General features: G+C 62.1%; 21 protein-coding genes and 1 pseudogene. 1 reads left to right on the top strand and 21 read right to left on the bottom strand.

Going from position 1 to position 21,794, the window contains the following annotated elements; genetic code table 11:
• Window positions 1-40 precede the first annotated feature (40 nt).
• From NKH89_RS12850 to NKH89_RS12805, 10 genes are all read right to left on the bottom strand, one after another.
• Window positions 41-1,831 carry an amino acid ABC transporter permease/ATP-binding protein gene (locus NKH89_RS12850; RefSeq protein ID WP_023803110.1) on the bottom strand — a complete coding sequence of 597 codons (1,791 nt, stop codon included), beginning with the start codon at window positions 1,829-1,831 and terminating at the stop codon, window positions 41-43.
• A 25-nt stretch (window positions 1,832-1,856) separates the two neighbouring features.
• Window positions 1,857-2,414 (bottom strand): GNAT family N-acetyltransferase, encoded by a 558-nt coding sequence (locus NKH89_RS12845; protein ID WP_023803111.1) that lies wholly within the window; start codon window positions 2,412-2,414, stop codon window positions 1,857-1,859.
• Between the two features lie 15 nt (window positions 2,415-2,429).
• Window positions 2,430-3,617, bottom strand: a complete 1,188-nt coding sequence (locus tag NKH89_RS12840) for a M20 aminoacylase family protein (RefSeq protein WP_352909002.1) — start codon at window positions 3,615-3,617, stop codon at window positions 2,430-2,432.
• Window positions 3,618-3,630: 13 nt separating this feature from the next.
• Window positions 3,631-4,977: an LLM class flavin-dependent oxidoreductase gene (locus tag NKH89_RS12835; protein WP_023803113.1), complete on the bottom strand. Its 1,347-nt coding sequence runs from the start codon at window positions 4,975-4,977 to the stop codon at window positions 3,631-3,633.
• 12 nt (window positions 4,978-4,989) lie between these two features.
• Window positions 4,990-5,991, bottom strand: coding sequence for an LLM class flavin-dependent oxidoreductase (locus NKH89_RS12830; RefSeq protein ID WP_352909001.1), 1,002 nt, complete (start codon window positions 5,989-5,991; stop codon window positions 4,990-4,992).
• Between the two features lie 932 nt (window positions 5,992-6,923).
• Complete coding sequence (locus NKH89_RS12825; RefSeq protein ID WP_031256667.1) at window positions 6,924-7,736, bottom strand: ABC transporter ATP-binding protein; 813 nt, start codon at window positions 7,734-7,736, stop codon at window positions 6,924-6,926.
• 23 nt (window positions 7,737-7,759) lie between these two features.
• The gene (locus tag NKH89_RS12820; protein ID WP_023803116.1) at window positions 7,760-8,548 is read right to left on the bottom strand and encodes an ABC transporter permease; all 789 of its coding nucleotides are present in this window, start codon (window positions 8,546-8,548) and stop codon (window positions 7,760-7,762) included.
• A complete protein-coding gene (locus NKH89_RS12815; protein ID WP_023803117.1) occupies window positions 8,538-9,368 on the bottom strand; it encodes an ABC transporter permease in 831 nt (276 codons plus the stop codon). Before NKH89_RS12815 ends, NKH89_RS12820 begins: the two co-directional genes overlap by 11 nt.
• 67 nt (window positions 9,369-9,435) lie before the next feature.
• Complete coding sequence (locus tag NKH89_RS12810; RefSeq protein WP_023803118.1) at window positions 9,436-10,521, bottom strand: ABC transporter substrate-binding protein; 1,086 nt, start codon at window positions 10,519-10,521, stop codon at window positions 9,436-9,438.
• Window positions 10,522-10,545: 24 nt separating this feature from the next.
• On the bottom strand, window positions 10,546-11,478 hold the full coding sequence (locus tag NKH89_RS12805) for a TauD/TfdA dioxygenase family protein (protein ID WP_023803119.1): 933 nt from the start codon (window positions 11,476-11,478) through the stop codon (window positions 10,546-10,548).
• A gap of 598 nt (window positions 11,479-12,076) precedes the next feature.
• Here NKH89_RS12805 and NKH89_RS12800 point away from each other — a divergent pair.
• A complete protein-coding gene (locus tag NKH89_RS12800) occupies window positions 12,077-12,781 on the top strand; it encodes a hypothetical protein (protein WP_023803120.1) in 705 nt (234 codons plus the stop codon).
• A gap of 45 nt (window positions 12,782-12,826) precedes the next feature.
• On the opposite strand, the gene NKH89_RS12795 is transcribed toward NKH89_RS12800, so the two are convergent.
• The 11 genes and pseudogenes from NKH89_RS12795 to aztD all read right to left on the bottom strand — a co-directional run.
• A complete protein-coding gene (locus NKH89_RS12795) occupies window positions 12,827-13,540 on the bottom strand; it encodes an ABC transporter substrate-binding protein (protein WP_352908999.1) in 714 nt (237 codons plus the stop codon).
• 19 nt (window positions 13,541-13,559) lie between these two features.
• Entirely contained in the window at window positions 13,560-14,369 is an 810-nt protein-coding gene (locus NKH89_RS12790) for a class I SAM-dependent methyltransferase (protein WP_023803122.1), read from the bottom strand.
• Window positions 14,370-14,373: 4 nt separating this feature from the next.
• Complete coding sequence (locus NKH89_RS12785; protein WP_023803123.1) at window positions 14,374-15,192, bottom strand: ABC transporter ATP-binding protein; 819 nt, start codon at window positions 15,190-15,192, stop codon at window positions 14,374-14,376.
• Window positions 15,189-16,217, bottom strand: coding sequence for a FecCD family ABC transporter permease (locus NKH89_RS12780; protein WP_023803124.1), 1,029 nt, complete (start codon window positions 16,215-16,217; stop codon window positions 15,189-15,191). Before NKH89_RS12780 ends, NKH89_RS12785 begins: the two co-directional genes overlap by 4 nt.
• Window positions 16,214-17,245, bottom strand: coding sequence for an ABC transporter substrate-binding protein (locus NKH89_RS12775; protein WP_023803125.1), 1,032 nt, complete (start codon window positions 17,243-17,245; stop codon window positions 16,214-16,216). The genes NKH89_RS12780 and NKH89_RS12775 overlap by 4 nt, the downstream gene beginning before the upstream one ends.
• Window positions 17,246-17,543: 298 nt before the next feature.
• Window positions 17,544-17,771, bottom strand: coding sequence for a hypothetical protein (locus tag NKH89_RS12770; protein WP_023803126.1), 228 nt, complete (start codon window positions 17,769-17,771; stop codon window positions 17,544-17,546).
• On the bottom strand, window positions 17,765-18,433 hold the full coding sequence (locus NKH89_RS12765) for an arsenic resistance protein (RefSeq protein ID WP_023803127.1): 669 nt from the start codon (window positions 18,431-18,433) through the stop codon (window positions 17,765-17,767). The genes NKH89_RS12770 and NKH89_RS12765 overlap by 7 nt, the downstream gene beginning before the upstream one ends.
• Before the next feature lie 12 nt (window positions 18,434-18,445).
• The gene (locus NKH89_RS12760) at window positions 18,446-18,631 is read right to left on the bottom strand and encodes a hypothetical protein (protein WP_023803128.1); all 186 of its coding nucleotides are present in this window, start codon (window positions 18,629-18,631) and stop codon (window positions 18,446-18,448) included.
• Window positions 18,628-19,851 (bottom strand): zinc metallochaperone GTPase ZigA, encoded by a 1,224-nt coding sequence (zigA, locus tag NKH89_RS12755; RefSeq protein WP_352908995.1) that lies wholly within the window; start codon window positions 19,849-19,851, stop codon window positions 18,628-18,630. Before zigA ends, NKH89_RS12760 begins: the two co-directional genes overlap by 4 nt.
• 86 nt (window positions 19,852-19,937) lie before the next feature.
• Entirely contained in the window at window positions 19,938-20,552 is a 615-nt protein-coding gene (locus NKH89_RS12750; RefSeq protein ID WP_502896891.1) for a ZinT family metal-binding protein, read from the bottom strand.
• Window positions 20,547-21,719 (bottom strand): annotated as a pseudogene (gene aztD, locus NKH89_RS12745) (zinc metallochaperone AztD); the annotation flags it as partial. The pseudogene aztD and the gene NKH89_RS12750, both read right to left, overlap by 6 nt.
• Between the last annotated feature and the right edge of the window lie 75 nt (window positions 21,720-21,794).

The raw sequence follows: 21,794 nt of genomic DNA, 5'->3' as shown, positions 1-21,794 counted from the left end.
GCGGTTCCCTTTGGAAGTTGTTTTCTTCCGCGTTTTTTGATCACAGCACCTTGGCGAGGAAAGCCGCGGTACGGGGATGCGTTGGCGCGTTGAAGACCTTGTCGGGCGTGCCAGTTTCCAGCACCTGGCCTTGTTCCATAAAGACGATGGTGTCAGCGACCTCGCGCGCAAAGCCGATCTCGTGAGTGACGATCACCAGAGTGGTGCCGGAGCTGGCGAGTTCCTTGATGACGTCCAGTACCTCGTTGACAAGCTCGGGATCCAGCGCCGAAGTCGGTTCGTCGAACAGCAAAACCTTGGGCTTGAGCGCCAGCGCTCGTGCGATCGCGACCCGTTGCTGCTGGCCGCCTGAAAGCTGGCGCGGATAGGCATGGGCCTTGTCCGAAAGCCCCACGCGCGCCAACAGGTCGTAGGCCAGTTCTTCCGCGTCGGGACGAGGCAGGCCACGCACCGTGACGGGTGCTTCGACGATGTTTTCGAGAACCGTCAAATGCGGAAAAAGGTTGAAGTTCTGGAATACCATGCCGACATCCACCCGACGGCGCAGGATATCCGCTTCCTTCAGCTCATAGAGCGTCTCGCCCTCCTGGCGATAGCCGATCAGCTCGCCATCGACCGAGATGAAGCCGTCATCGACGCGCTCCAGATGGTTGATGGTACGCAGGAGCGTCGACTTGCCGGAGCCCGACTGCCCCAGGATCGCCGTCACGCTGCCGGCCGGCAATGCCAGCGTCACATCGCGCAGAACGCGCAGCTCGCCAAAGCTCTTGGAGACGTTGTGGATATTGAGCTCGCCGCCTTTGACGCCACCTTCCTTCCAGCGGCCGGACACGACCGCAGCCGGGCTAGATGATACCTCTGGCGAAACGGCGGCAGCCGCAGCCGGGCGTGCCCTGACGCGATTGAAAAGCGCGGTGAAGATCGAAGGCGGCGGATTGCGCAGCGCGCCTTTCGCATAATGCCGCTCGATCTGGTGCTGAACGGCCGACAGGACGGTGAGGATGATCAGATACCAGATCGTCGCCACCATCAGCAGCGGGATGACCTCCAGATTGCGCCTGTAGATGACCTGGATGGTATAGAAGAGTTCGGGCAGCGCGAGGATGTAGACCTGCGAGGTGCCCTTGGCCAGCATGATTATTTCGTTGAAGGCGGTGGGCAGGATCGACCGCATGGCCTGCGGCAGGACGATGCGAGAGGCCTGCCGGCGTCGCGGCAGGCCGAGGGCCGCGGCGGCTTCGAGCTGTCCCTGATCGACCGAAAGGATGCCGCCGCGAACGATTTCAGAAGAGAAGGCCGCCGCATGCAGTGTAAGGCCCAGCACCGCGGCGAAGAATGGCGTGATGAGCTGCGTTGTCGACCAGCTGTAGAAGCTGATCTCGGTATAGGGCACCCCGATCCAGATCGTCTCGTAGAGATAGCCGAGATTGTTGAGGATCAGCAGGAGCACGATCAGCGGTATCGAACGGAATATCCAGACATAGGTCCAGGAAACACCGGCAAGCAGCGGCGAACCGGACACGCGGGCCAGTGCCAGCGCGGTGCCGAGGGCAAAACCAAAGATCGTGCCAAGCGCGGTCAGCAGCAGCGTGCGGCCGAGCCCGACGAGCACCGGCTCGGCGAAGAACCACTCGGCAAAGACAGGCCAGCCCCAGCGTTCGTTGGTGAGCGTCGAATGGGCTACCGCAAGGATGATCAGGATCGCCAGGACCGTTCCGAACGTGCGCGCGGGATAACGCGCCGGGACGATCTTGAAATGGGAATAATCACCCTTTGCAACAGGTTTGGCCGGGAACACATCAGGGCGGCCGAAGTCCGTGGTAATCGTCATGAGCGAGCCCTCCGTTGCGGGTGGATCAACCGGTGCGCGCGGCGCTCCGGGCAGCGTGCGTTTCGTCACGACGCGGCAGAAAGCTCTCCACTCTCGATTTGCCGATGAACTTCTCGAAAGGGAGGTGCCGGTAGGTTTCCGGGTCGGCCGTCGTGTCGAACAGAGCCGTGTAGCCATGGCCGAGATAGAGGCCGACGGCTTCCGGCTGACGGAAACCTGTCGTCAGGTAGATGCGCCGGTAGCCCTGCCTTTCTGCCTGCGCCTCAAGTTCGACGAGCACTTTGCGAGCAAGTCCCTGTCGGCGCAGGTCCCGGCGCGTCCATACGCGCTTGAACTCCGCCGTCGTGTCGTCGTACCGCTTGAAGGCGCCACCGCCGATGGTCTCGCCGCCGCGGATGAGGAGGAGGAAGTTCCCGTGCGGCGGAGCGAACGCCTCCGGCGGATAACGGTTCAGTTCGGCTGCGGCACCTTCGCGATCGAAGATGTCGCCGTAGCGGCTGTCGTATTCGAAGATGAGCTCGTCGATCAGCGGCTTTGCACGGTCATCGAGCGGGGTGGTGTAGAGAAAAAAGTCGTCGCTCATGGGCTTGGACCTGCGCTAGGATGCGTTGAGATAAGTTTCAGCCAGCGCTACCCAGTAGGCGGCTGCGGGAGCGATGATTGCGTCGTTGAAGTCGTAGAGCGGGCTATGAAGCGGCGCGCTTTCGCCGTTGCCGACAAAAACGTAGCTGCCCGGCCGCGCCTCGAGCATGAAAGCGAAGTCCTCGCTCGCGGTTCTTGGCCGGAAATCCTCCTCCACGGCAGCGCGCCCGAAGGAGCGCTGCGCCACCTGGCGGGCGAAGCTCGTCTCGGCGGGATGATTGATGACGCTCGGAAAGCCGAGCCGATAGTGGACTTCGGCCGTGGCGCCGAAGCTTTCTGCCTGCGCCCTGGCGAGTGCCGGGATGCGCCGCTGCAGTTCGGCCCGGAGGTCGGGCCGATACGTCCGCACGGTCAGCTTGAGCTCGACGCTGTCGGGGATGACATTGGAGGCCGCTCCGCCGTGGATCGAGCCCACCGTGACGACGGCCATGTCGCGCGGGTCGACATTGCGCGCCACGACGCTCTGAAGCGCCGTCACGATATGGGCTGCCGCCAGGACCGGATCGACAGTGTTGTGCGGTTCGGCGCCGTGCCCGCCTTTGCCGACGACGCGGATGACGGCCTGATCGACGGATGCCATCGCGGCGCCTTCCACGAAACCGAATTGTGCCTCTTGCACACCGGGCCAGTTGTGGAGCCCGAAGACCGCGTCGCAGGGAAAACGCTCGAACAGCCGCTCGGAGATCATCTTCTTCGCGCCTGCTCCGATTTCTTCGGCGGGCTGGAAGATCAGGTTCAAGGTGCCGGCGATAGTGCCACGTTCGGCTAGATAGCGCGCGGCAGCCAGCAGGATCGTCGTGTGGCCGTCATGGCCGCAGGCGTGCATCACGCCGGGATGGACACTGGCATAGGAGAGCCCGGTCCGCTCGTCGATGGGCAAGGCGTCCATGTCGGCGCGGATGCCCAGGGTTTTTCCGTCACCACGCCGCAAGGTACCGATCACGCCGGTTCCTGCCAAGCCGGTGGAGACCTCGTACCCCCAGCCGGCAAGCAAGGATGCCACGCGCGAACTCGTTCGTTCCTCTTTGAAGGCCAGTTCCGGATGGCGATGGAGATCGTGGCGCAGGTCGATGAATTCGTCGACAAAATTGCCGATGCCGGCAATGATCCTGACGGCGTCCTTGACAGAGGCGTGAGTGTTCATGCGCTGCAGCTCGTCATCGGGCGAGCTGACGCAACGCGCCACCATCGCCTTGTTGGGAATAGCGGCTCTCACGGCGTGGGAGACCGAGATGATCGCGCAACGTCTTGCCTGCAAGGACGCGCTCATAACGGCCGCGCGCTTCCAAGATCGGGATGACGTGACGGATGAAATCGTCCAGTCCCTCGGCCACCACCGGGAAGCCGAGTATGAAGCCGTCAGCGGCGCCTTCTTCGATCCAGCGGATGAGTTCGGCGGCAACGTCTTCGCCGGTTCCGATGAAATGCGGCTTCGGCGTCGCAACCTCCAACGCCACTTGCCGCAGCGTCGACCCCTTTGATTTGGCGTCGGCCTTGATCCGGTCGGTGGTCGACCGGAAGCTGTTCTGGCCGATATCGCCCAGCTCCGGGAATGGTTCGTCGAGGGCATACCGGCTGAAGTCGTGATGGTCAAAGAAGCGGCCGAGATAGGCGAGCGCCTCGTCGACGTTCAGCAAGTCGCGGATGGCGGCATATTTTGCCTCGGCCTCCTCGCGCGTGGCGCCGACGATCGGCCCGATGCCGGGGAAGATTTGGACGGCGCCGGCGGAGCGGCCGTGCGCGACCGCGCTTGCCTTGACCTGGTTGCGAAAAGTCCGTGTCGCCTCGAAGGATGGGGCATTGGCGAAGACGGCGTCCGCATATTTGCCGGCGAGTTTTATCCCGTCGTCGGAGGAGCCGGCCTGAAAGATGATCGGCTGGCCCTGGGGAGAACGCTGGATGTTGAGTGGGCCCTCGACCTGGAAGAAGCGCCCCTTGTGATCGAGGCGATGGAGTTTTTCCTTCTCGAAGAACTTTCCCGTCGCACGGTCCCGCGGAAACGCGTCGTCATCCCAGGAGTCCCAGAGGCCCTGGGTAACGCTCAGGTATTCGTCGGCGATCTCGTAACGTAGCGCATGGTCGGGATGCAGCCGGCTGTAGTTCCTGCCGGAGCCCTCGAGCGGAGAGGTGACGACGTTCCAGCCGGCACGCCCGCCGCTGATCAGGTCAAGCGAACCGAACTGGCGAGCGACCGTGAAGGGATCGCTGTAGGAGGTCGAAACAGTGCCGGCGACACCGATCTTCGAGGTGACCGTGGCGAGCGCCGACAGGATAGAGATCGGCTCGAAGCGGTTGAGGAAATGCGGGATCGACTTCTCGTTGATATAGAGGCCGTCGGCGACGAAGGCGAATGCGATGCCTGCAGCTTCGGCTTTGCGCGCGGTGTCGATGTAGAATTGCAGGTTGACGCTGGCGTCGGCGGGACCGCTCGGATGTTTCCAGGCGTTCATATGCCCGCCCGCCCCGTGCAGCATGACGCCGAACCTAATGCTCTTTTCGCTCATGGCATTGCTCCTTCAGGCAGCCGCGCTCTGGTAGGCGCCGACAAGAAGTTCGATCGAGGCGAGGCGCTCGGCGTAGCCGGCGACTGGCGTGTCGATGACGAATTCCTTGACGCCGAAGCGCTGGTGAAGCCGGTCCAGCTCGCGGCGGACGTGGTCGGGCGTCCCGGCGATCACGCTCGGACGGTTCTCCTCGACGCGGTATTCGCTTACGCCTGCCTGCCTCGCAAATTCCGCGGCGGCCTCAAGCGAAGGAAGGTTGACGCTCTGGCCCGTGGCGAGATGAACCTTGAAGACGCGCAGTTCACTCACCTGGCGTTCGGCCGCCTCGGTCGTCTCCGCTACGAAAGCGAAGAGAGCCAGCAGCGGCACGCGGCCGGTGGACTTCTCATAGACTTCGAATGCGCTTTGCACCTTGGCAAGGTCGCCATTGAGGTGGGCGGCAAAGCAGAATTGCCATCCATGGCGGACAGCCAGCGCGGCGCTATTGTCGCTGGCGCCGAGCAGTATGCGTTCCGGCGGAGCGGGCGGTACAGGTGTGGCGGCAACGCCCGCGAGGGGGTGACCCTCAGGAAGCGTACCCACAAGAAAAGAATCGAGTTCGGCAAGCTGATCGGCGAAGTCTCGCTTGACGTCGGCGCCACGTCCGGCCTGGAGCGCCTTGGTCGAAAGCGGCAGCCCGCCAGGAGCCTTACCGACACCGAGGTCGACACGCCCCGGCGCCAGCGCCGACAGCACGTTGAAGACTTCCGCGACCTTGTAAGGCGCATAGTGCTGGAGCATGACGCCACCGGAGCCGATACGGATGTGGCTGGTGTTTGCAAGCAGAGAGGCAACGACCACTTCCGGCGCCGAACTGGCCAGGCCCGGCGAGCTGTGATGCTCGGCAACCCAGTACCGATTGTAGCCAAGTTGTTCGGCTTTCTGCGCCAGCGCGACCGTCCTGCTGAGCGCTTCGGTTGCGTTCGATCCCTCGGGAACGGGACTCTTGTCCAGCAAGCTCAGGAGATATGACATTCTCGACATCCAGACCGCCGCGCCGGATCGCACCAATTAATCGGCCGCTTCATGTTGATAATATCGACAGAATTTATAGACTTAAGAAATCTGATCCCTTTCTACTTTGCTGAAGCGAAAAAATCGGCTTCAAAAGGCAGTCGAATGGCTAAGGAGAAACCCTGGCAGTGCTATCTGGCGGCGGTGTAAGGTACGCGCGATGTGGCAACACTGGGTTTCACACGACGCGTCCGGCACAGGTCACGCTCGTGCGCTCTCAGCGAAGGGCCTGGTCGAAACGATCTCGTCAGTATCGGTGACACGTAGGTCGACTCGTTGCTGCCGCGGTCGTCAGTTGGAGCTTCTGCAACATCACAAAAAAGCCGGGCCGATCAGGCCCGGCAAAGTGAAGGTCGAAACCTCCAGAGGGGAACATCGGCCGGCAACAATGGGAGGAAAACTGCCGACCGACGCCACATCAATGCACACGTTCGAGACATTTCGACACGAATGGAATGTCAAAAAATCACACGTTCCGGCAAAAATCTGTTCGGTCGGCATTCACCTGCTATCCACACGTGTCGTGACGCATGTGCCCACTTGGATATCGCACGCGGCTATCAAGCTCGCATCGCACTTGCGAGGAAAACGGCGGCCCCGCACCGGGAAACGGCGGCGCTCACCTGTGAATTGGCCCCGAAGCATGACCCCATCCATCCGAATTTGGGCAAACCCGTTGATTTTTCTGCGCATGTGGGAAAAGCAGAGGGGGCACGGTCGACGCCGACGTGACCCTATCTCGTTGGACACTTTTGCACGATATCAAGAGCATAGCAGCGAATTGCGTGGGGGTCACGCTTCGGAGCGGATTCACAGCTAGGCAGACCGCCGCAGTTTCCACTCTGATCCACCTCATTCATTTTCGAATGAGCGGATACAGCTTGACGGTCTCTCTAGTCTGCCGAGACCAGTCGTCTTTCCATGCTCGGCAGCGGCCTGCTCGTTGCCTCGACGCCTAGCAGCTCTAGTACCTCGTCGCGGAGGCGAATGAAATCTACGCACGACCGGTCGAAGCGCGCCGACGAGGGGACCGGCAGCACGGCTGCAATCCGTCCGGGGTGCGGTTGCATCACCACGACCCGATGTCCGAGGTGCACCGCCTCGTCGACGTCATGCGTGACAAGAACGGCCGTCGTGCCTTCGTGCTGGACGATACGCTTGAGTTCGTCCTGAAGCCTGAGCCGTGTCAATGCGTCGAGCGCGCCCAGAGGCTCATCAAGGAGCAGAAAGCGGGGGCGGTTGACCAGTGCGCGGGCGATCGCGACGCGTTGCGCCATGCCGCCGGAAAGCTGCGCGGGATAAGCCTTGGCGAATTGTTCGAGGCCGACGAGCTCCAGATGCTCTCGGACGGCCTCCTCCTTCTTCGCCCGGCTCGACGGACTCCGTCGAAGCGCAGCAGCCACATTGGCTTCGACGGTCAGCCAGGGAAGCAGGCGGTGGTCTTGGAAGACGATCGAACGGTCGATTCCCGGGCGCTCCACGGGCCGGCCGTCGATCCGGATCTCGCCCTGATAGTCGAGGTCGAGCCCAAGAATGAGCCGCAAGAGCGTGGACTTGCCGCAACCGGAGGCCCCGACGATGCCGAGGAATTCGCCCGGGCTCACCATCAGGTCGATACCCGCAAGAACAAGGACATCTCGCCCGGCAACCCTGAAAGTCTTGTCGACACCGCGAATCTCGAGAGCCGGCGCGACATCGCCGACCAAGGCGGGAGCAGTTACGATCTTGTTCATCGGGTTCTCCGTCGAAGAAGCCAGTTTTCCAGCCAAAGGGCTAAGCTGTTGTAGAAAAGGCCAATCGCGCCAAGCACGATGATCCCGAGGAAGAGGAGGTCTGTCTCGAAGAGCTGGCTTCCTTCGTTCAATCGTCCGCCGATGCCGGGCGTGACGTTCAGGAAGAGCTCGGAACCGAGCGTCGCGAGCCATGCATAGATCAGCGCGGCATGGAGGCCAGTGAAGATCGCCGGGAGCGCGCCCGGAATGGCGACGAGCCGGGCAAAATCCACACGACTGAAAAGCAGCGCATCGGAAAGCTCGCGATAGCTCGCCGGGATGCCGCGCACGCCTTGCCACGTATTGATCACGACGGGCTGGAACGCGGCGACCGCGATGAAGGCGATCTTGCCGGCGTCCGCTCCGCCGAACCAGACCGAGATTAGCGGTACCCAAGCGAAGAGGGCGACCTGGCGCGAGGCGAGCAAGGTAGGGCCGACGACCCGCTCCACGGTGCGTGAAAAGCCGAGGACAAGGCCGAGCAGCAGGCCGGCCGAGGCACCGATCGTGAACCCCGTCAGATTGCGCCTGAGACTTTCCGCGATATCGAAGAGGAGCGTGCCCGTCGTGAACTCGGTTCGGGCCCGATCGAACACCGCGCCCGGCGATGGCACAAAGCGGAGATCGACCCAGCCAAAACGCGTCGACGCCACCCAAAGCAGAAAGACGGCGATAAACGAGATAACGGTCCGCCAATGGCGGCTCGTGGCACTATCGACGATGCGCCGGATGACTTCAGCGGCCATCGCTGGTCTCCAGTTCCCACGGCTGGACGAAGCGCTCGAGCACCTGAAGGACCGCGTTCAGCGCGAGCCCGATCGCGGCGATCACCAGCATGGCGACGATCACCAGCTCAAGCTGGAAGAGCTGCCGTCCCCAGGTCATCAGGTATCCGAGCCCTTCGAACGAGGCGAAAAGCTCGACGATGACGAGGTTCTGCCAGGCCGCCGCCAGCCCCTCGCGAAGGCCGGTGAAGAGCGACGGCAAGGACGCCGGAAGCACGATGATGCCCAGATTCTGGCGCCGGCTGAAATTCAGGACACGGCCGAGCTCGACCAGCGCGGGCGGGATATTGGCTATCCCGCGCGATGTGCCGAGGATAATCGGGATTGCCGCGGACCAGCCGATGCACACATATTTCAGTTCCTCGTCTATGCCGATGAGGAGAATGAGCAGTGGCAGCCAGGCGAGCACATTTACCTGGGTGATCGCGGTCAAGACAGGCCAGACATAGGCGCGAACCTTCGGCAAGAGACCGATCGCCGCGCCGACGGAAAGGCCGAAGACGGCGCCGAACAGGAAGCCGACGAACACCCTCCTGAGACTCTGCACCGTATGGTCCAGAAGCGATCCGTCGCGCAGGAGGTCGAGGAAGGTCGCCCAGACGAGGCTCGGAGCTGGCAGAATTTGCTGCGGCAGCCAGCCATAGCGGGAGGAGAGGGTCCAGGCGAGCAGGAGAGCGAGAGGAAAGGATGCGCCGAGTGCAATGTTGGTGAGGATGGGAGGCACACGCGACGCCGCGTCGCGGGCCGCGAGGGGACGGCCTTCCGAAAGAATGAGGCTCATGGGCTTCCCGTCTCGATATGCGTAGGCGAGCCCTCGGCCTGTCGCGGACGACGGGCCGAGAAGATCGTCAGTTGATTTGCTTCTTGTCGAGCTCACCGAGGCGCGCGACAGCGCCTTTGGCGTCGTAGCTCGACCAGAAATTCTCGAGCTTCAAATCCTTGAGCGCCTGGTTGAGATATTTGGGTTCAAGCCACGCATCGACGTCGACGTCGCCCTTTACGAGGCCATAAGCCTTGGCTCCGGCGACCTGGTCCTTGTAGCGGGCGATGACGAAATCATCGATGAGCGGATTGAGCCGATTGGCGAGCGTGTCCCCATCGAAATCGGTCGCGAAGGTGTCCTTCGGAAAGCCCGACAGGGACCAGCCATCGAACACCTCGTCGCGATTGGCCGGCTCGGTGGCGAAAGCGGTCGCCTTGATGAAGGTGGTCACGACCCGCTGAGTCACCTCCGGATTGGCCTTTTCGAATTCCGTCGTCACCAGGTAAGACGAGTTGCGGCCGAGCGTCGGATCATCGCCCTTGGTCGAGTAGACGATCTTCACGATGCCCTTCTTGGCGAGCGCCAGATATTCCGGCCCGCCGAACACCGCGTCGACATTGCCTGACGTCAGGGCCGGAACGGCCGCGTTGGTGTCGAGATTGATGAAACGGACATCCTTCTCGGTGAGGCCATGCACGGCGAGCACGCGGTCTGTGGCCAACTGGAGATTGGTACCCTTGAAGAGCGCCACCTTCTTGCCTTTCACATCCTCGATCGACTTGATTTCGCTGGCCGCCGGCACGGCGAGATAGATCGGCTGGTGCCGGCCTGTGGCGAACAGAAATTTATGATCGAGGCCACGCGAGCGGCCGACGATGGCCGGCAGATCACCGAGCAGGAAAAAGTCGAGCTGACCGGCCGCCACCGACTCATTGAGGGCGGGACCAGCGCCGCGGAAGTAGGTCCAGGTGACCTTGATATTCTTGTCGTTGGCGAATTCCTTCTCGATCCACTCGCGGGCGCGGGCATAGGAGGTCGCGTCGCCCTGCGAATACTGGCGGTTGTCCAAGCCGACGCCCGGATAGCCGAAGCGAATGGTCAGTTCCTCGGCCGATGCGGATGCGAGCGAGGCCAAAAGGGCGGCTATGGTCGCGGCGATACGCAGTTTCATGATCGTGATTCCTTTGTCGTGGGTTCAGGCAGCCTTGGCCGTCGCGGGCTTCGCGACCTTGACTCGGGTGACGCTGCGGCGGCCGTCGACGCTGACTGGAACATCGCCATCGACCGTGGCGCGCCGCACGACACGGTGCTGATCGCCATAGTCATTGACCGCGTAGTGCTGCGTGGCGCGGTTGTCCCAAATCGCCACGTCGCCGGCCTTCCAACGCCAGCGCACGGTGTTTTCCGGCGCGGTGACGTAGGATTGGAAAACCTCGTAGAGCCGTTGCGAATCACTCTTCGAGAGGCCGACCAGGCGCTGAACGAAGTTGCCAAGAAGCAGGGTGCGCTCGCTGGTCTCCGGATGCACCCTGACCACCGGGTGCTCCGTCTCGTAGATCGTGCCGGTGAAGACTTCGTCGAAGTGCTTCCTCTCCTCGGCGGTCGCGCGCGGTCGAACTGCGGCGTAGTCATAGACGTTGCTATGTACGGCCCAGAGCGTGTCGGCGAGACGCTGCAACTCGGTCGGCAGGCTGTCGTAGGCCGCAGCGGTGTTCGACCAGATCGTGTCGCCGCCTGCCGCCGGGATGACGACGCCACGCAGAATGGAGAATTTCGGATAGGCATCCACGAAGGTGACGTCGGTGTGCCATTGATCGGCGCGGCCGCCGCCGCGACTGGAATCGAGATCCAGGATGGACGCCGTTCCCTTGATGGCGCCGACGGTCGGATGGGGGACGAGATCACCGAGGCGCTGGGCAAAGCTTTCCTGCTCGGCATCATCGAGATGCGCCTGATCGCGGAAGAAGACGACCTTGTGCCGCAACAGGATCTGGTTGATCGCAGTGACTGTCTGCGCAGGCAGATCGCCGGCAAGGCGGACGTTTTTGATCTCAGCACCGACACGGCCGGTAAGCGGGATGACATCGGTGTCCGGGATGATCTGATCGACGAGGGTGGGCTTAGTCATGAAAGTCTCCAATCTGTTGAACGGCACGCTGCTTGCAACGCTCCGCCGTGCACCGGCCGCGCAGCGATCGGCGGATGGGATTTGGTGACGTGGGTAACCCGCCGTCATAGGTAATGGCGGGCTGTCTTGCTCGGCAGCCGAAATCGCTAATTGCGATTTGGCCAATCAGGTAAGGGCCCGCCAGGACGCAGCGGGCAATGACGAGTTCTCATCCAAGACTAAATTCTATAAATTCCATAGAAATAGACGTTTAAAGTTCTGCGTCTGGGGGGAAAAGACTTCCGCTGAAGCTCGTTCCCAGAGCCATTCGCTGGCCCGATGTTTCGACGCCAGCGGACGCGACCCTGATCCTGGTCGATAACGGTTCCGCAGATCGAACCTTGGAGGTAATGGAAGCGATCCAACGCGCGAGTCCAGACAGGGTGTTCCTCGCACACGAAACCGAGCGCGGCTACGTCCCACCCCGGCGTCGCGGTGTTCTCGTCGCCAGTGAACGCGCAGCGCGCGAGGTGTTATTCTGCAGGCGGATGCCGATACGCTTTATGACCCTGCCTATGTTTCAGCGATGAGGAAGGCTGCTAGGGCCGCCCCCGGGGCCATGATTGAGGGGGTAGCACATACGGCAAATGAGTTCATCGCCGCCCACCCCGGCTATTACCGACTTGCCGACGCGGCGGATCGCGCGGCCGACCAATTCAGTGTAACCGAGGCCGACGAAGTCATCATCGATGATAAGGTCGCCGGCTACCGACTTTCGGATTACCTGGCTTGGAGCGGCCACCGTCGCGAGTACGACCGCCAGGGCGACGAAACCCACACGGAAACGTCGAGGCTCTATTTACCAGGCAAGATGCAGGGCGCAGATCGCGTACGCGCCGGTGGTGCTCTCGCTTTCCCCTCCCGGCGCAAGATCGATCTGGATCCGCTGCTTTATTTCGCAGCAGCCGGGTTTCCGCGGGAAGAAAGCTGGCGCCGGCGGTGGCAAACCGCTCAAGGCAGCGATGTAAAGCTTGACGACTTCGAGCGGGCGGATGCCGGACAACGCTTCGAGGAGGCCGTTTTCGTCCGACAGGCCCACAGCCTAGTCCTATTCGGCTTGATAGCCGCGGACGAGGACCCCGGGCGACAAGCGCGTCGCGCTGAACTCACCGCACTAAAGGACCAGCAGTGGCTAGCGGGCGTCGCCGAGGACCTCATCGCGGAGATCGAGCGGCGCAAGCAGATCGATGCTTTGGAGAACGCGCTCAAAACACAACCTCCACCGCGATCACCAAGCTCAACACAACGCTCTCGCAAGGGCTGATCACCGATCGGCTGCGCGCTCGCTTTGCCCAGGAAATAAACGACCTCAAGCTGGCCGGGCTCGCGATCGAGCAGACCAAGTCCAATCTGGGTGTCGCCCGCAATTCAGCTTGGCGCTGGAGTACCAGAAGACGGCCGATACCTCACCTTTCAGCGACGCAATCCGGGCCTTTGCCGTCTGCTCGCGCGCTTTCAGGCCGGCTACGACCTTTGCACCACGACCGGAGACATTGAAGATACGCGCGATCTCTTGGATTTCCTGATAGGTCAGTTGCATCGAAAACTTCGGCGGTTCGCCGGTGGCCTGCTTGCCCTTGAGATGGCAATCGGCGGGCGCCGTATAAACCGGAATACCCAGTTCCTCGAACTGTTCGACCTTTGCCACCACGCCTTCCGAACTGATCTGCCATTGGAACTGCGTCGTGATGAAATCAGGCTTCGTTGCCAGGATTCCCTCGAAACTAGGATCGAGTTCGGCAATGCGGGGAACGCGCGCGTCCACCTCCTCGAACCCCTCGAGCACCGGCCCGATCCAAAGGGCGGTGCCCACCACCTTGTCGCCGAGGCCTAGAAGGTAGAACACTTCCGCCGAATTCTGTCCATCCGCGACGGCGCGCTCTGGCGCCTTGTCAAAGATGAGCGTGCGGCCGCAGTTCTCGATCGTCAACGGATAGTGCGTTTCCTGGGCGAACCCCGCCGAAGGATACAGAGTCGAAGCGACAAATGCCGCTGAAATGTATGATGCAAGACTGTATTTCACGTAAGAGCCTTTGTAACCGTCAGCGAGTGAATTCTGGTTGTCCTGGCGCTGTGCCGATAGGACGTGAAGCAACGAGAATGAAGCGACGGTAGAACAGGGTCCGAAGCCTGTTCCTCAGGTCCGCGGTCTTCCGTTGAGCGATGGCGATCGACCGGTGCGAGGGAAGCCCCACGTTTTCGAAGCCTGCAGCTTGCACCAGGGGCTGAAGGCGTTCCGCCGTCAGACCCTCGCAGAAGGGCAGACGTGTCATGACGTCAGCATGCTTCTCGCTCATGGCACCGTCATAATATGGATCGTGGCCGATGAAGTGCTCTATCCACCGGACGGCCAGCGAAGCCAGCCGTCCGACGCGCGTCGGTTTCGTCCAGTCACCGTCGAAGACGAGCAGCTTTCCGCCCGGTTTCAGCACCCGGAACCAGTCGGCGAGCGCCTGTTCGGGCTCCGTCAGCGTCCAGACGAGATGCCGGCAGATAACCGCGTCATAGCTGTCGTCGGGTTCCATGGTGCGCTCGGCATCGGCGAGAACGAAACGTACCCGCGCGTTGCCGGCGTGCTTCGCACGGGCCACGCCGAGCATGGCTTCCGAGAAGTCGAGCGCCGTCACTTCGTGGTCCAGCGAGAGCAGGACATTCGTCACCTCGCCTGTGCCGCAGGCGAGTTCCAGCACCTTCTGCGGGCCCGGCCCGATCGCAGAGTCTACCGCCGCCGCCCAGGCGTCCAATTCCGGGCCCGGCGGAATGCGGTGACCGAACGCGAGATCAAACGTCGCTGAACGCTTTGACCAGTATTCGCGAATATCTTCCTTCAGGTGATAGTTGCGCATCTCCATCGCGTCAGGCTCCCACGGCGGCACGCCTTGCCGAACGGACGACATCGGACCGTGCCTGCGGACGCCGCGCCCGAAAACGGATATGGCAGACGCCGTCGCAATCCTGTTCGATCTCGACATCCACGCCGAACACGTCCCGGACACGGTCCTCGGTCAGCACCTCCTGGGGCGGGCCGAGCGCCACCAGCCGGCCACCCTGCATGACTGCGATCCGGTCGCAGAACATGGCGGCGTGGTTCAGATCGTGGAGCGCCGCGACCACCGTCAGGTCCTGGCGCTGGACCAGATCGAGAAGACGGATCTGGTGACCGATGTCGAGATGATTGGTCGGTTCATCGAGCAGAAGGATCTTCGGCTCCTGTGCAAGCGCGCGGGCGATGTGCAGGCGCTGTCGTTCGCCGCCGGAAAGCGTGTGCCAGAGCCTGCCGGCGAGATGCGCCATGTCGACGTTTTCAAGCGCCGCATCGACGATGTGACAATCTTGCGACGACCATGGCGACAACGGTCCGAGATAGGAGGTACGACCGAGTTCGACCGCCTGCCGCGCCGTGATCCGTTCCCCGGTTTCCGCCTGTTGCTCGACCAGTGCAAGACGTTGCGCAATGACACGCCGGCAAAGAGCCCCGATCGGCGCGCCCTCCAGGAGGACCTCGCCCGACTTCGGTTTGCGGATGCCGGCAAGCAACGACATCAGGCTCGTCTTGCCGGAACCGTTCGGACCGACGATTCCGAGAAACTCGCCGGCCTCCACGGTCAGCGAGACATTCCTGAGTATCTCCATTCCACCGGCGGACCACCAGACGTTTCTGGCCGAGAGCGTCATGCGCGGCCCCTCCTTTGTCCGAGAATGAGTGCGAAGGCGGGAGCGCCGACGAGCGCGGTGATCACGCCGATCGGCAGCACCTGGCCGGGAATCAGCGTCCGCGACAGAATATCCGCAACGATCATGAAGACGGCTCCGATCAGCGCGGCTGCGGGAAGCAAGACGCCGTGGCGGACGCCGACGAGCATGCGCGCCGCATGGGGGATGACCAGACCGACGAAGCCGATCGAACCGACGATGGAGACCATGACGGCGGTCATCATCGCCGAGACGCCGACCAAAGCCAGATAGGTGCGCCTGACCGAGATGCCGAGCGAAGCGGCCGATTCCGAGCCGAACGTGAAGGCATCCAGAGCGCGCGCATGCCAGAGGCAGACGACGAGGCCGACGAGCGCGGCCGGTACAGCCAGCCAGGCATCCGGCCAGCGCACGCCGGAGAGGTTTCCGATCAGCCAGAACATGATGCCGCGGGCTTGTTCCGCCGTCGCCGCCTTGGTGACGATAAACGAGGTGAGCGCATTGAAGAGCTGCGAGCCGGCCACGCCCGCGAGAATGATCGTCGCCGTGCCGCGCCCTGCCTTCACCGCCAGCACGCTGACCAGCACGAAGGCGATGATCGCACCGAGGAAGGCGCCGAGTGGCAACGTCAGCATGCCGGCTCCGAACCCGAGGATCGCAACGCTGACAGCACCCGTCGAGGCGCCGGCGGAGATGCCGAGAGTGTAAGGGTCGGCCAGCGGATTGCGCAGCAGCGATTGCAGCACGGCGCCGGACAGTGCAAGTGCGGCACCGCAGGCGGCGGCGACAACCGCCCTGCTGAGGCGATAGCTCCAGATGATGCCTTCGTCGATCGGCTCCAAAGGATAGCCTGCATTCCAAAGCCGGTTTGCTACCGTCTGTGCCACGGTTGAGAACGGAACGGCCGTCTCGCCGATCGCCGCTCCCATCCAGAGGGCCGTCAGCAGGATGGCGAGCGCGGCGAAAGCCGCGCCTGTTCGTCCGATCGATGTCAGCGTCAGGCTCATTTGGCGAGGCCCGCTTTGGCGATAGCATCGGCCAGCGCCTCAATGCCCTCAATCGTGCGGATCGTGGGGTTCATGGCCTGTGCGTCCATGTCGAAGACATGGCCATCCTTCACCGCCGGCATCAGGGTCGTAACAGGATCGCTCTTCAGGAACTCGAGCTTGGCCTCAAGGCTGTCGAGCGGATAGCGGCGGCGCCCCATCGAGCCTGCAACGATCATCGTCGGATCAGCCTTGGCGATCGTTTCCCAGCCCACCGTCGGCCATTCGTCGTCGGCCTTGATGATGTTTTCGATACCGAGTGCCGACATGATGTAGCCCGGCGCGCCATTCTTCCCCGCGACATACGGATCGGCATCGGCGGCACTCGAGAACCAGAAGACGGCCGAAAGCTTGCCCTCGGCTGACGCGCCCTTGGCACGGGCCGCTTCTTCACGTTCCTTCAGGTCGGCGACCACCTCTTCGCCCTTGTCCTGGACGTTGTAGATTTGCGCCAGTTCGCGGATCTCCTTATAGACGAGATCCATGGTGAAGACCTGGTGGCGCACGCCGTCGCTTGCCGCAGAGTTCTCCTTGCCGACGCAATCGGACGGCGAAGTGTAGACCGGAATACCCAGTTCCTCGAACTGCTCCGGCTTGGCCACCACGCCCTCCGGACCGACCTGCCACTGGAACTGGACGGCGATGATGTCCGGCTTCTTGGCGAGCACGCTCTCGAAGCTCGGATCGTTGTCTGCCAGACGGTCGATCTTGGAATTGACCTCCTCGTAGTCCTTCAAGACCGGGCCGACCCAGAGCGCGGTACCCACGACTCTGTCAGCGAGGCCCAGCAGATAGAGGATTTCGGTGCTGCTCTGGCCGATCGAGACGGTTTGCCCCGGCGCCTTCTGGAAGGTGATCTGGTGGCCGCAGTTTTCCAGCGTCAGCGGATAGGTGGTTTCGGCAGCTTGGGCCTGGGCGGCAAAGGTAGCTGGCGCGAAAGAAGCGACAAGGAGAGCCGCACGCAGCGGCGTCTTGAAAAACGATGTCATGGACTATCCCCGAATACGGATTGGAAGCCGCGCGAGTCGTGACGATCGGAAGGACGGTCAGGCCGTCCGCACGATCGAACAATCGACAGGTTTCGGGAAAGGCAGCGTCGGTCCACGCCGCGAGGCGCTGGTGATCTTCATTTCATGCTCCTGTTCCGGGCTTCCCCGCCCGTGACGATGGATCGATATGTGACGGCAGGTCTCCTGGCTCGCGAATATCCGCCGTCCATCTTCCTCCCGCACGACATGGTGCAGTGGCATGACGCATTCGGCCACGACAATTGGGCGTTTCCAACGTTTACCTCGCGCTCGTATCTTGGAACTGCTTGTTGGTCGACCGAATCGGCATTGCTTTCTTAGCGCGCTCCGCAAATAAGGCAGCACAAAGCACCGTGAAGTGGCACATGGCACACCATCGGCCACTCAAAATCATTGCGGCATAGACCAGTGGCTGGTCGGGCATGGCGATGGCCGTCAGGCCCAGCATTATCGGTGCATTGCGTGCCGCCGTGGTCATGGTCAGCAATGCATGCTCCGGATACGAAGCCCGGTGATCTTCGAGACGACTTCCCCGACGACGAATGTGGCGACGAAGAACAGGAAGATCGCCGCCAGCATGATTGCAAAGATGGAGGCATGTTCGATCATGACACCGATATTGCGAGCGAATATCTCCATTATGAGAAGCGCGATCACGAAGGGGATCGCAACGCCCACCCATGCGAGCAACCGGGAGAAGAGTGCCGGCAGTAGGACGGCTTTCAAGATCTGATGAAGCACAATGGCGGTCGCAAACGGGGCGAGGAACCATTGAAGTAGCGTATCCTCGTTCGCGCTGGCGCCGACCGGTGCGACGCCCTCCGCGAAGAGGTAACGGTAGACTGGATAGAGCAGGAGCTGCGTGATCATGTTGATCGGCAGCAGCACGGCACCGAGCGCCGTGTTTCCCTTGGCAAGGCGGGTGAAGCCGAGGAACCAGTCGGTACAGGGCGCCATGAAATAGATGACCAGCCCGGTGAAGAAAAGCGGCTGCCCGGACAGGAACAGGGATGCGATCACAAATCCGATTGCAGGCACGAAAACGAAGTTCGATATCCAGGCGATCGAGAGAAAGCGGATATTCGACCGGCCCTTGCGCAGCGTCTCGAACCGAACCTCGAGGATCAGAAGGCCGACGAGCAGCAGCACTGTATAGTCGACCTAACCGCCAAGGACCTCGCCGGTCGTCGGAGAGATGCGCCCGAGCATTGCGCCGGTGAAGATCGACGCCACCAGAAGGATGGTGACGCCAAACCCCGCAGGGAAGCGGCGCATTGCCCGACCGATGCCTTTCTTGTGAATGGTTTCGGTCGATGTCGGACCCGCCCCTCCGGCAATCCTGGTCATGCTGCCTGTCTTTCCCAGCTTGGAAATGGATCCGGGAGGTCGCGCCACCGCCCAGGTGAAAAGTCCTTTTCCTCGACGAGGCAGGCATCCAGCTCCGCACGGATTTGCTGCTCGTCCATCGGGTCGCAGCCGATGAACACGATCTCCTGCCGACGGTCGCCCCAGATCGGGTCGAGATAGGGCTTCATGCTGGCCTTCCATTCAGGATGGTCCGGCCACTGGTGCTTCGGCACCGAGGCCCACCACAGGCCGCGCTTGCCGGTGCGAATGAGCGCGCCGGCCTGGCTGATTTCGCCGACATAGTGCGGACGTGTGGCCAGCCAGAAGAAACCTTTCGCGCGCACGACGCCAGGCCATGACTTATTGACAAAGGCTTTGAGTTTCATCGGGTCAAACGGCCGCCGCTCGCGATAGACGAAAGACCGGATGCCGTATTCCTCGGTCTCGGGAACGTGGTCCTTGAAGCCGTTCAGTTCCTTGAACCAGAGCGGGTGCTGCTCGGCCTTCTCGAAATCGAACCGGCCGGTGTTGAGAACCCTGTCGAGCGGCACCTGCGCGAAGTCGACTTCGATCAGCTCCGCATCCGGATTGAGCGAGCGGACGATCTTGCGGGCAAGGTCGAGATCGTGCGGCTCGGCGTCCGAGACCTTGTTCATCACGACGACGTCGGCGAACTCGATCTGCTCGACCAGCAGGTCGACCAGGGCGCGGTCGTCGCCCTCTCCGGCCGTCTCGCCGCGGTCGCGCAGAAAGTCCTGCGAGGAATAGTCCTTCAAAAGGTTGGCCGCATCGACGACCGTCACCATCGTATCGAGGCGGGAGACGTCCGACAGGCTTTCGCCGTTGTCGTCGCGGAAATCGAAGGTGGTGGCGACCGGCAGCGGCTCGGCGATGCCAGTGCCCTCGATCAGCAGATAGTCGAAGCGACCTTCCTGGGAGAGGCGACGCACTTCGTTCAGGAGGTCGTCGCGCAACGTGCAGCAAATGCAGCCATTGGTCATTTCGACCAGCTTCTCATCCGTCCGGGAGAGATTCGCGCCACCATCGCGCACGAGCGAGGCATCGATGTTGACCTCGCTCATGTCGTTGACGATGACGGCGACACGGCGACCTTCTCGGTTGTTGAGGACGTGGTTCAAAAGAGTAGTTTTCCCGGCGCCGAGAAAACCGGAGAGCACGGTGACGGGAAGACGGTTTTGAGGTTTGGCTGTGTCGAGCATGGCGGCCTCTTGGACTGACGGACGTATGGAAGGAGCGCGCCCGGCCTGTGTGGCGCGGGCGCAAACGAGAGCGAAAGACGCTGCGGTCAGTGCGCCATCATCTCGCTCACGATCTCCTTCGCGTTCAGGGAGGATGGATAGTAGGTCGGCCAGTTCGTCACTTCCTCCAGCAGGGCCGCACGATCGTTGCCCCAGTAGAGGTGATAGTGGTCGGCTGCCTCGGGCGCGATCTTGTGGTCGCTCAACTGGATGTATTCTGGCGCTGCTGCGTCACCTTCGGTCTTCTTGAAGATGAAGCGAACGCCACGATTGCCCTTCTTGTAGGTCAGGATCTCATGGCCATCGCTGACATAGCGGGCTTCGAGCGGCTTCCCGCCCTCGAAGAAGGTTACCGTGTCGCCATCGATTTTGATCCGCTCGACGTTGGTCCGATAGCCGATTTCGTAATAGGCGCGATACTCGTCGGCGCTCTGGTCGCCGCCCTCTGCCTTGTGCGCCATGACCGGATCGAGTGTCCCATCCTGCAGATAGGGATAGACCGACTGCCATTCCCCGGCCCAGTCCGACAGGGCGCGGTCCTTCACCTGCCCGTCCTCAAAGTAGCCCTTATAGATCTGCTGGACCGCCGGATCGTGGCTATGTGCGGGATCTTTCTCAGCTTCTTGATCGTGGACCTTGCCGCTTCCGCCGACGGCCACGATGTTGTAGGGCTTGCCTTCGACGGCGATCTCGCCTGCCTTGGCGAAGGTAGCAGCATCGACTAGGTGCAGGACGCCCTTCAGCGGATCGGTGACAACGACTTTGTCGCCGGCGACTGCGACACGCGGACGAGGATCGTTCCAGTGACCCTCCATCGAGTATGGACCGGTCAGCTTGAGCGACTGGGTGATCGTGCCGGACACCACATCGAGCTGGTGCAACTGGCCGTCCTCGGTAAAGACATAAGCGAACTTCGCCCGGATCGGATCGACGGCGAAATGCACGCGGCGCGTCGGCAGCTCGATCAGGCGGAAAGCGTCACTTTTAGCTGTCGGGTCGATCAGCACCACCTTGTCGGGGCCGTAATTGCCGAGGAAATATTGCAGTCCGCGACCACCGATCAGCGTCGTGGACTTGCCGTCCGGCAGACTGTCCGCATAAGGTAGATGCTGGATCTCCGGCGCTCCGTCCCCATGCGTGACGACGAGCAGACCCGTTGCACAGGCGAAGGCCAGAATATTGCCCGACGAGGCCTCGCCATGGAGGTCAGGGCAGGCGGCAGTCTCGTCGACCTGATTGCCGGTGGCGTCAACGGTCCCGATACCGACCGGGAGCTCGTCCGGCTTTTCCTTGTTCGGCACCGACAACAGCACATGCGAGCCATAGGCGACTGCGACGCCGTGCTGCGGCGCGGCGGTCTTCACTTCCCTGAACTCGGACTTCCCCTCCAGCGCTGCCTTCTCCGAAATGATCCTGCCGACACCTTCACCGTCGAAGAAAGCGGCGAACACGCCGTCATGCTCAACGAAGTGCGAGGGCTTCTCACCTGCAATCTCGGTGCCCGTCAGCTTCGGCGCCTCGACGTCGATGTCGCCGTGGTCACCATGGTCATCGAAGGAGATGCCGCTCGAGATCGACGTGACGCTGCCAGCATCGCCCTGCACCGCGAACACGGTGCGGCCGCTCGTGCTACGGTAGAGCGATGCGGGACCCTTGAGCGCAAAAGTATCGAGCACCTCGCCCTTGACGGCATCTATGACGGTCACCTTCGGCTGTTCGCGGTCGGTGACGAAAAGACGCCATGCGGTGACGTCCTCCGCATGGGCAGTTCCTGCCGACAGTGAAAGGACCAGAGCGACTGCCGTGGCTGACGCGAACTTCAACTTCATCTTTCTCTCCTTAATGTTATTACATAACCGAGTTGATCCGAAGAAAAAGGCGGATTTGCTCCGCCTTTTCCAATC

This window comes from Mesorhizobium sp. M0923 (genome assembly GCF_040319365.1).
Lineage (GTDB): Bacteria > Pseudomonadota > Alphaproteobacteria > Rhizobiales > Rhizobiaceae > Mesorhizobium.
Note: the sequence above shows the minus strand (reverse complement) of the source record. Positions and strands in the feature narration are given on the sequence as shown.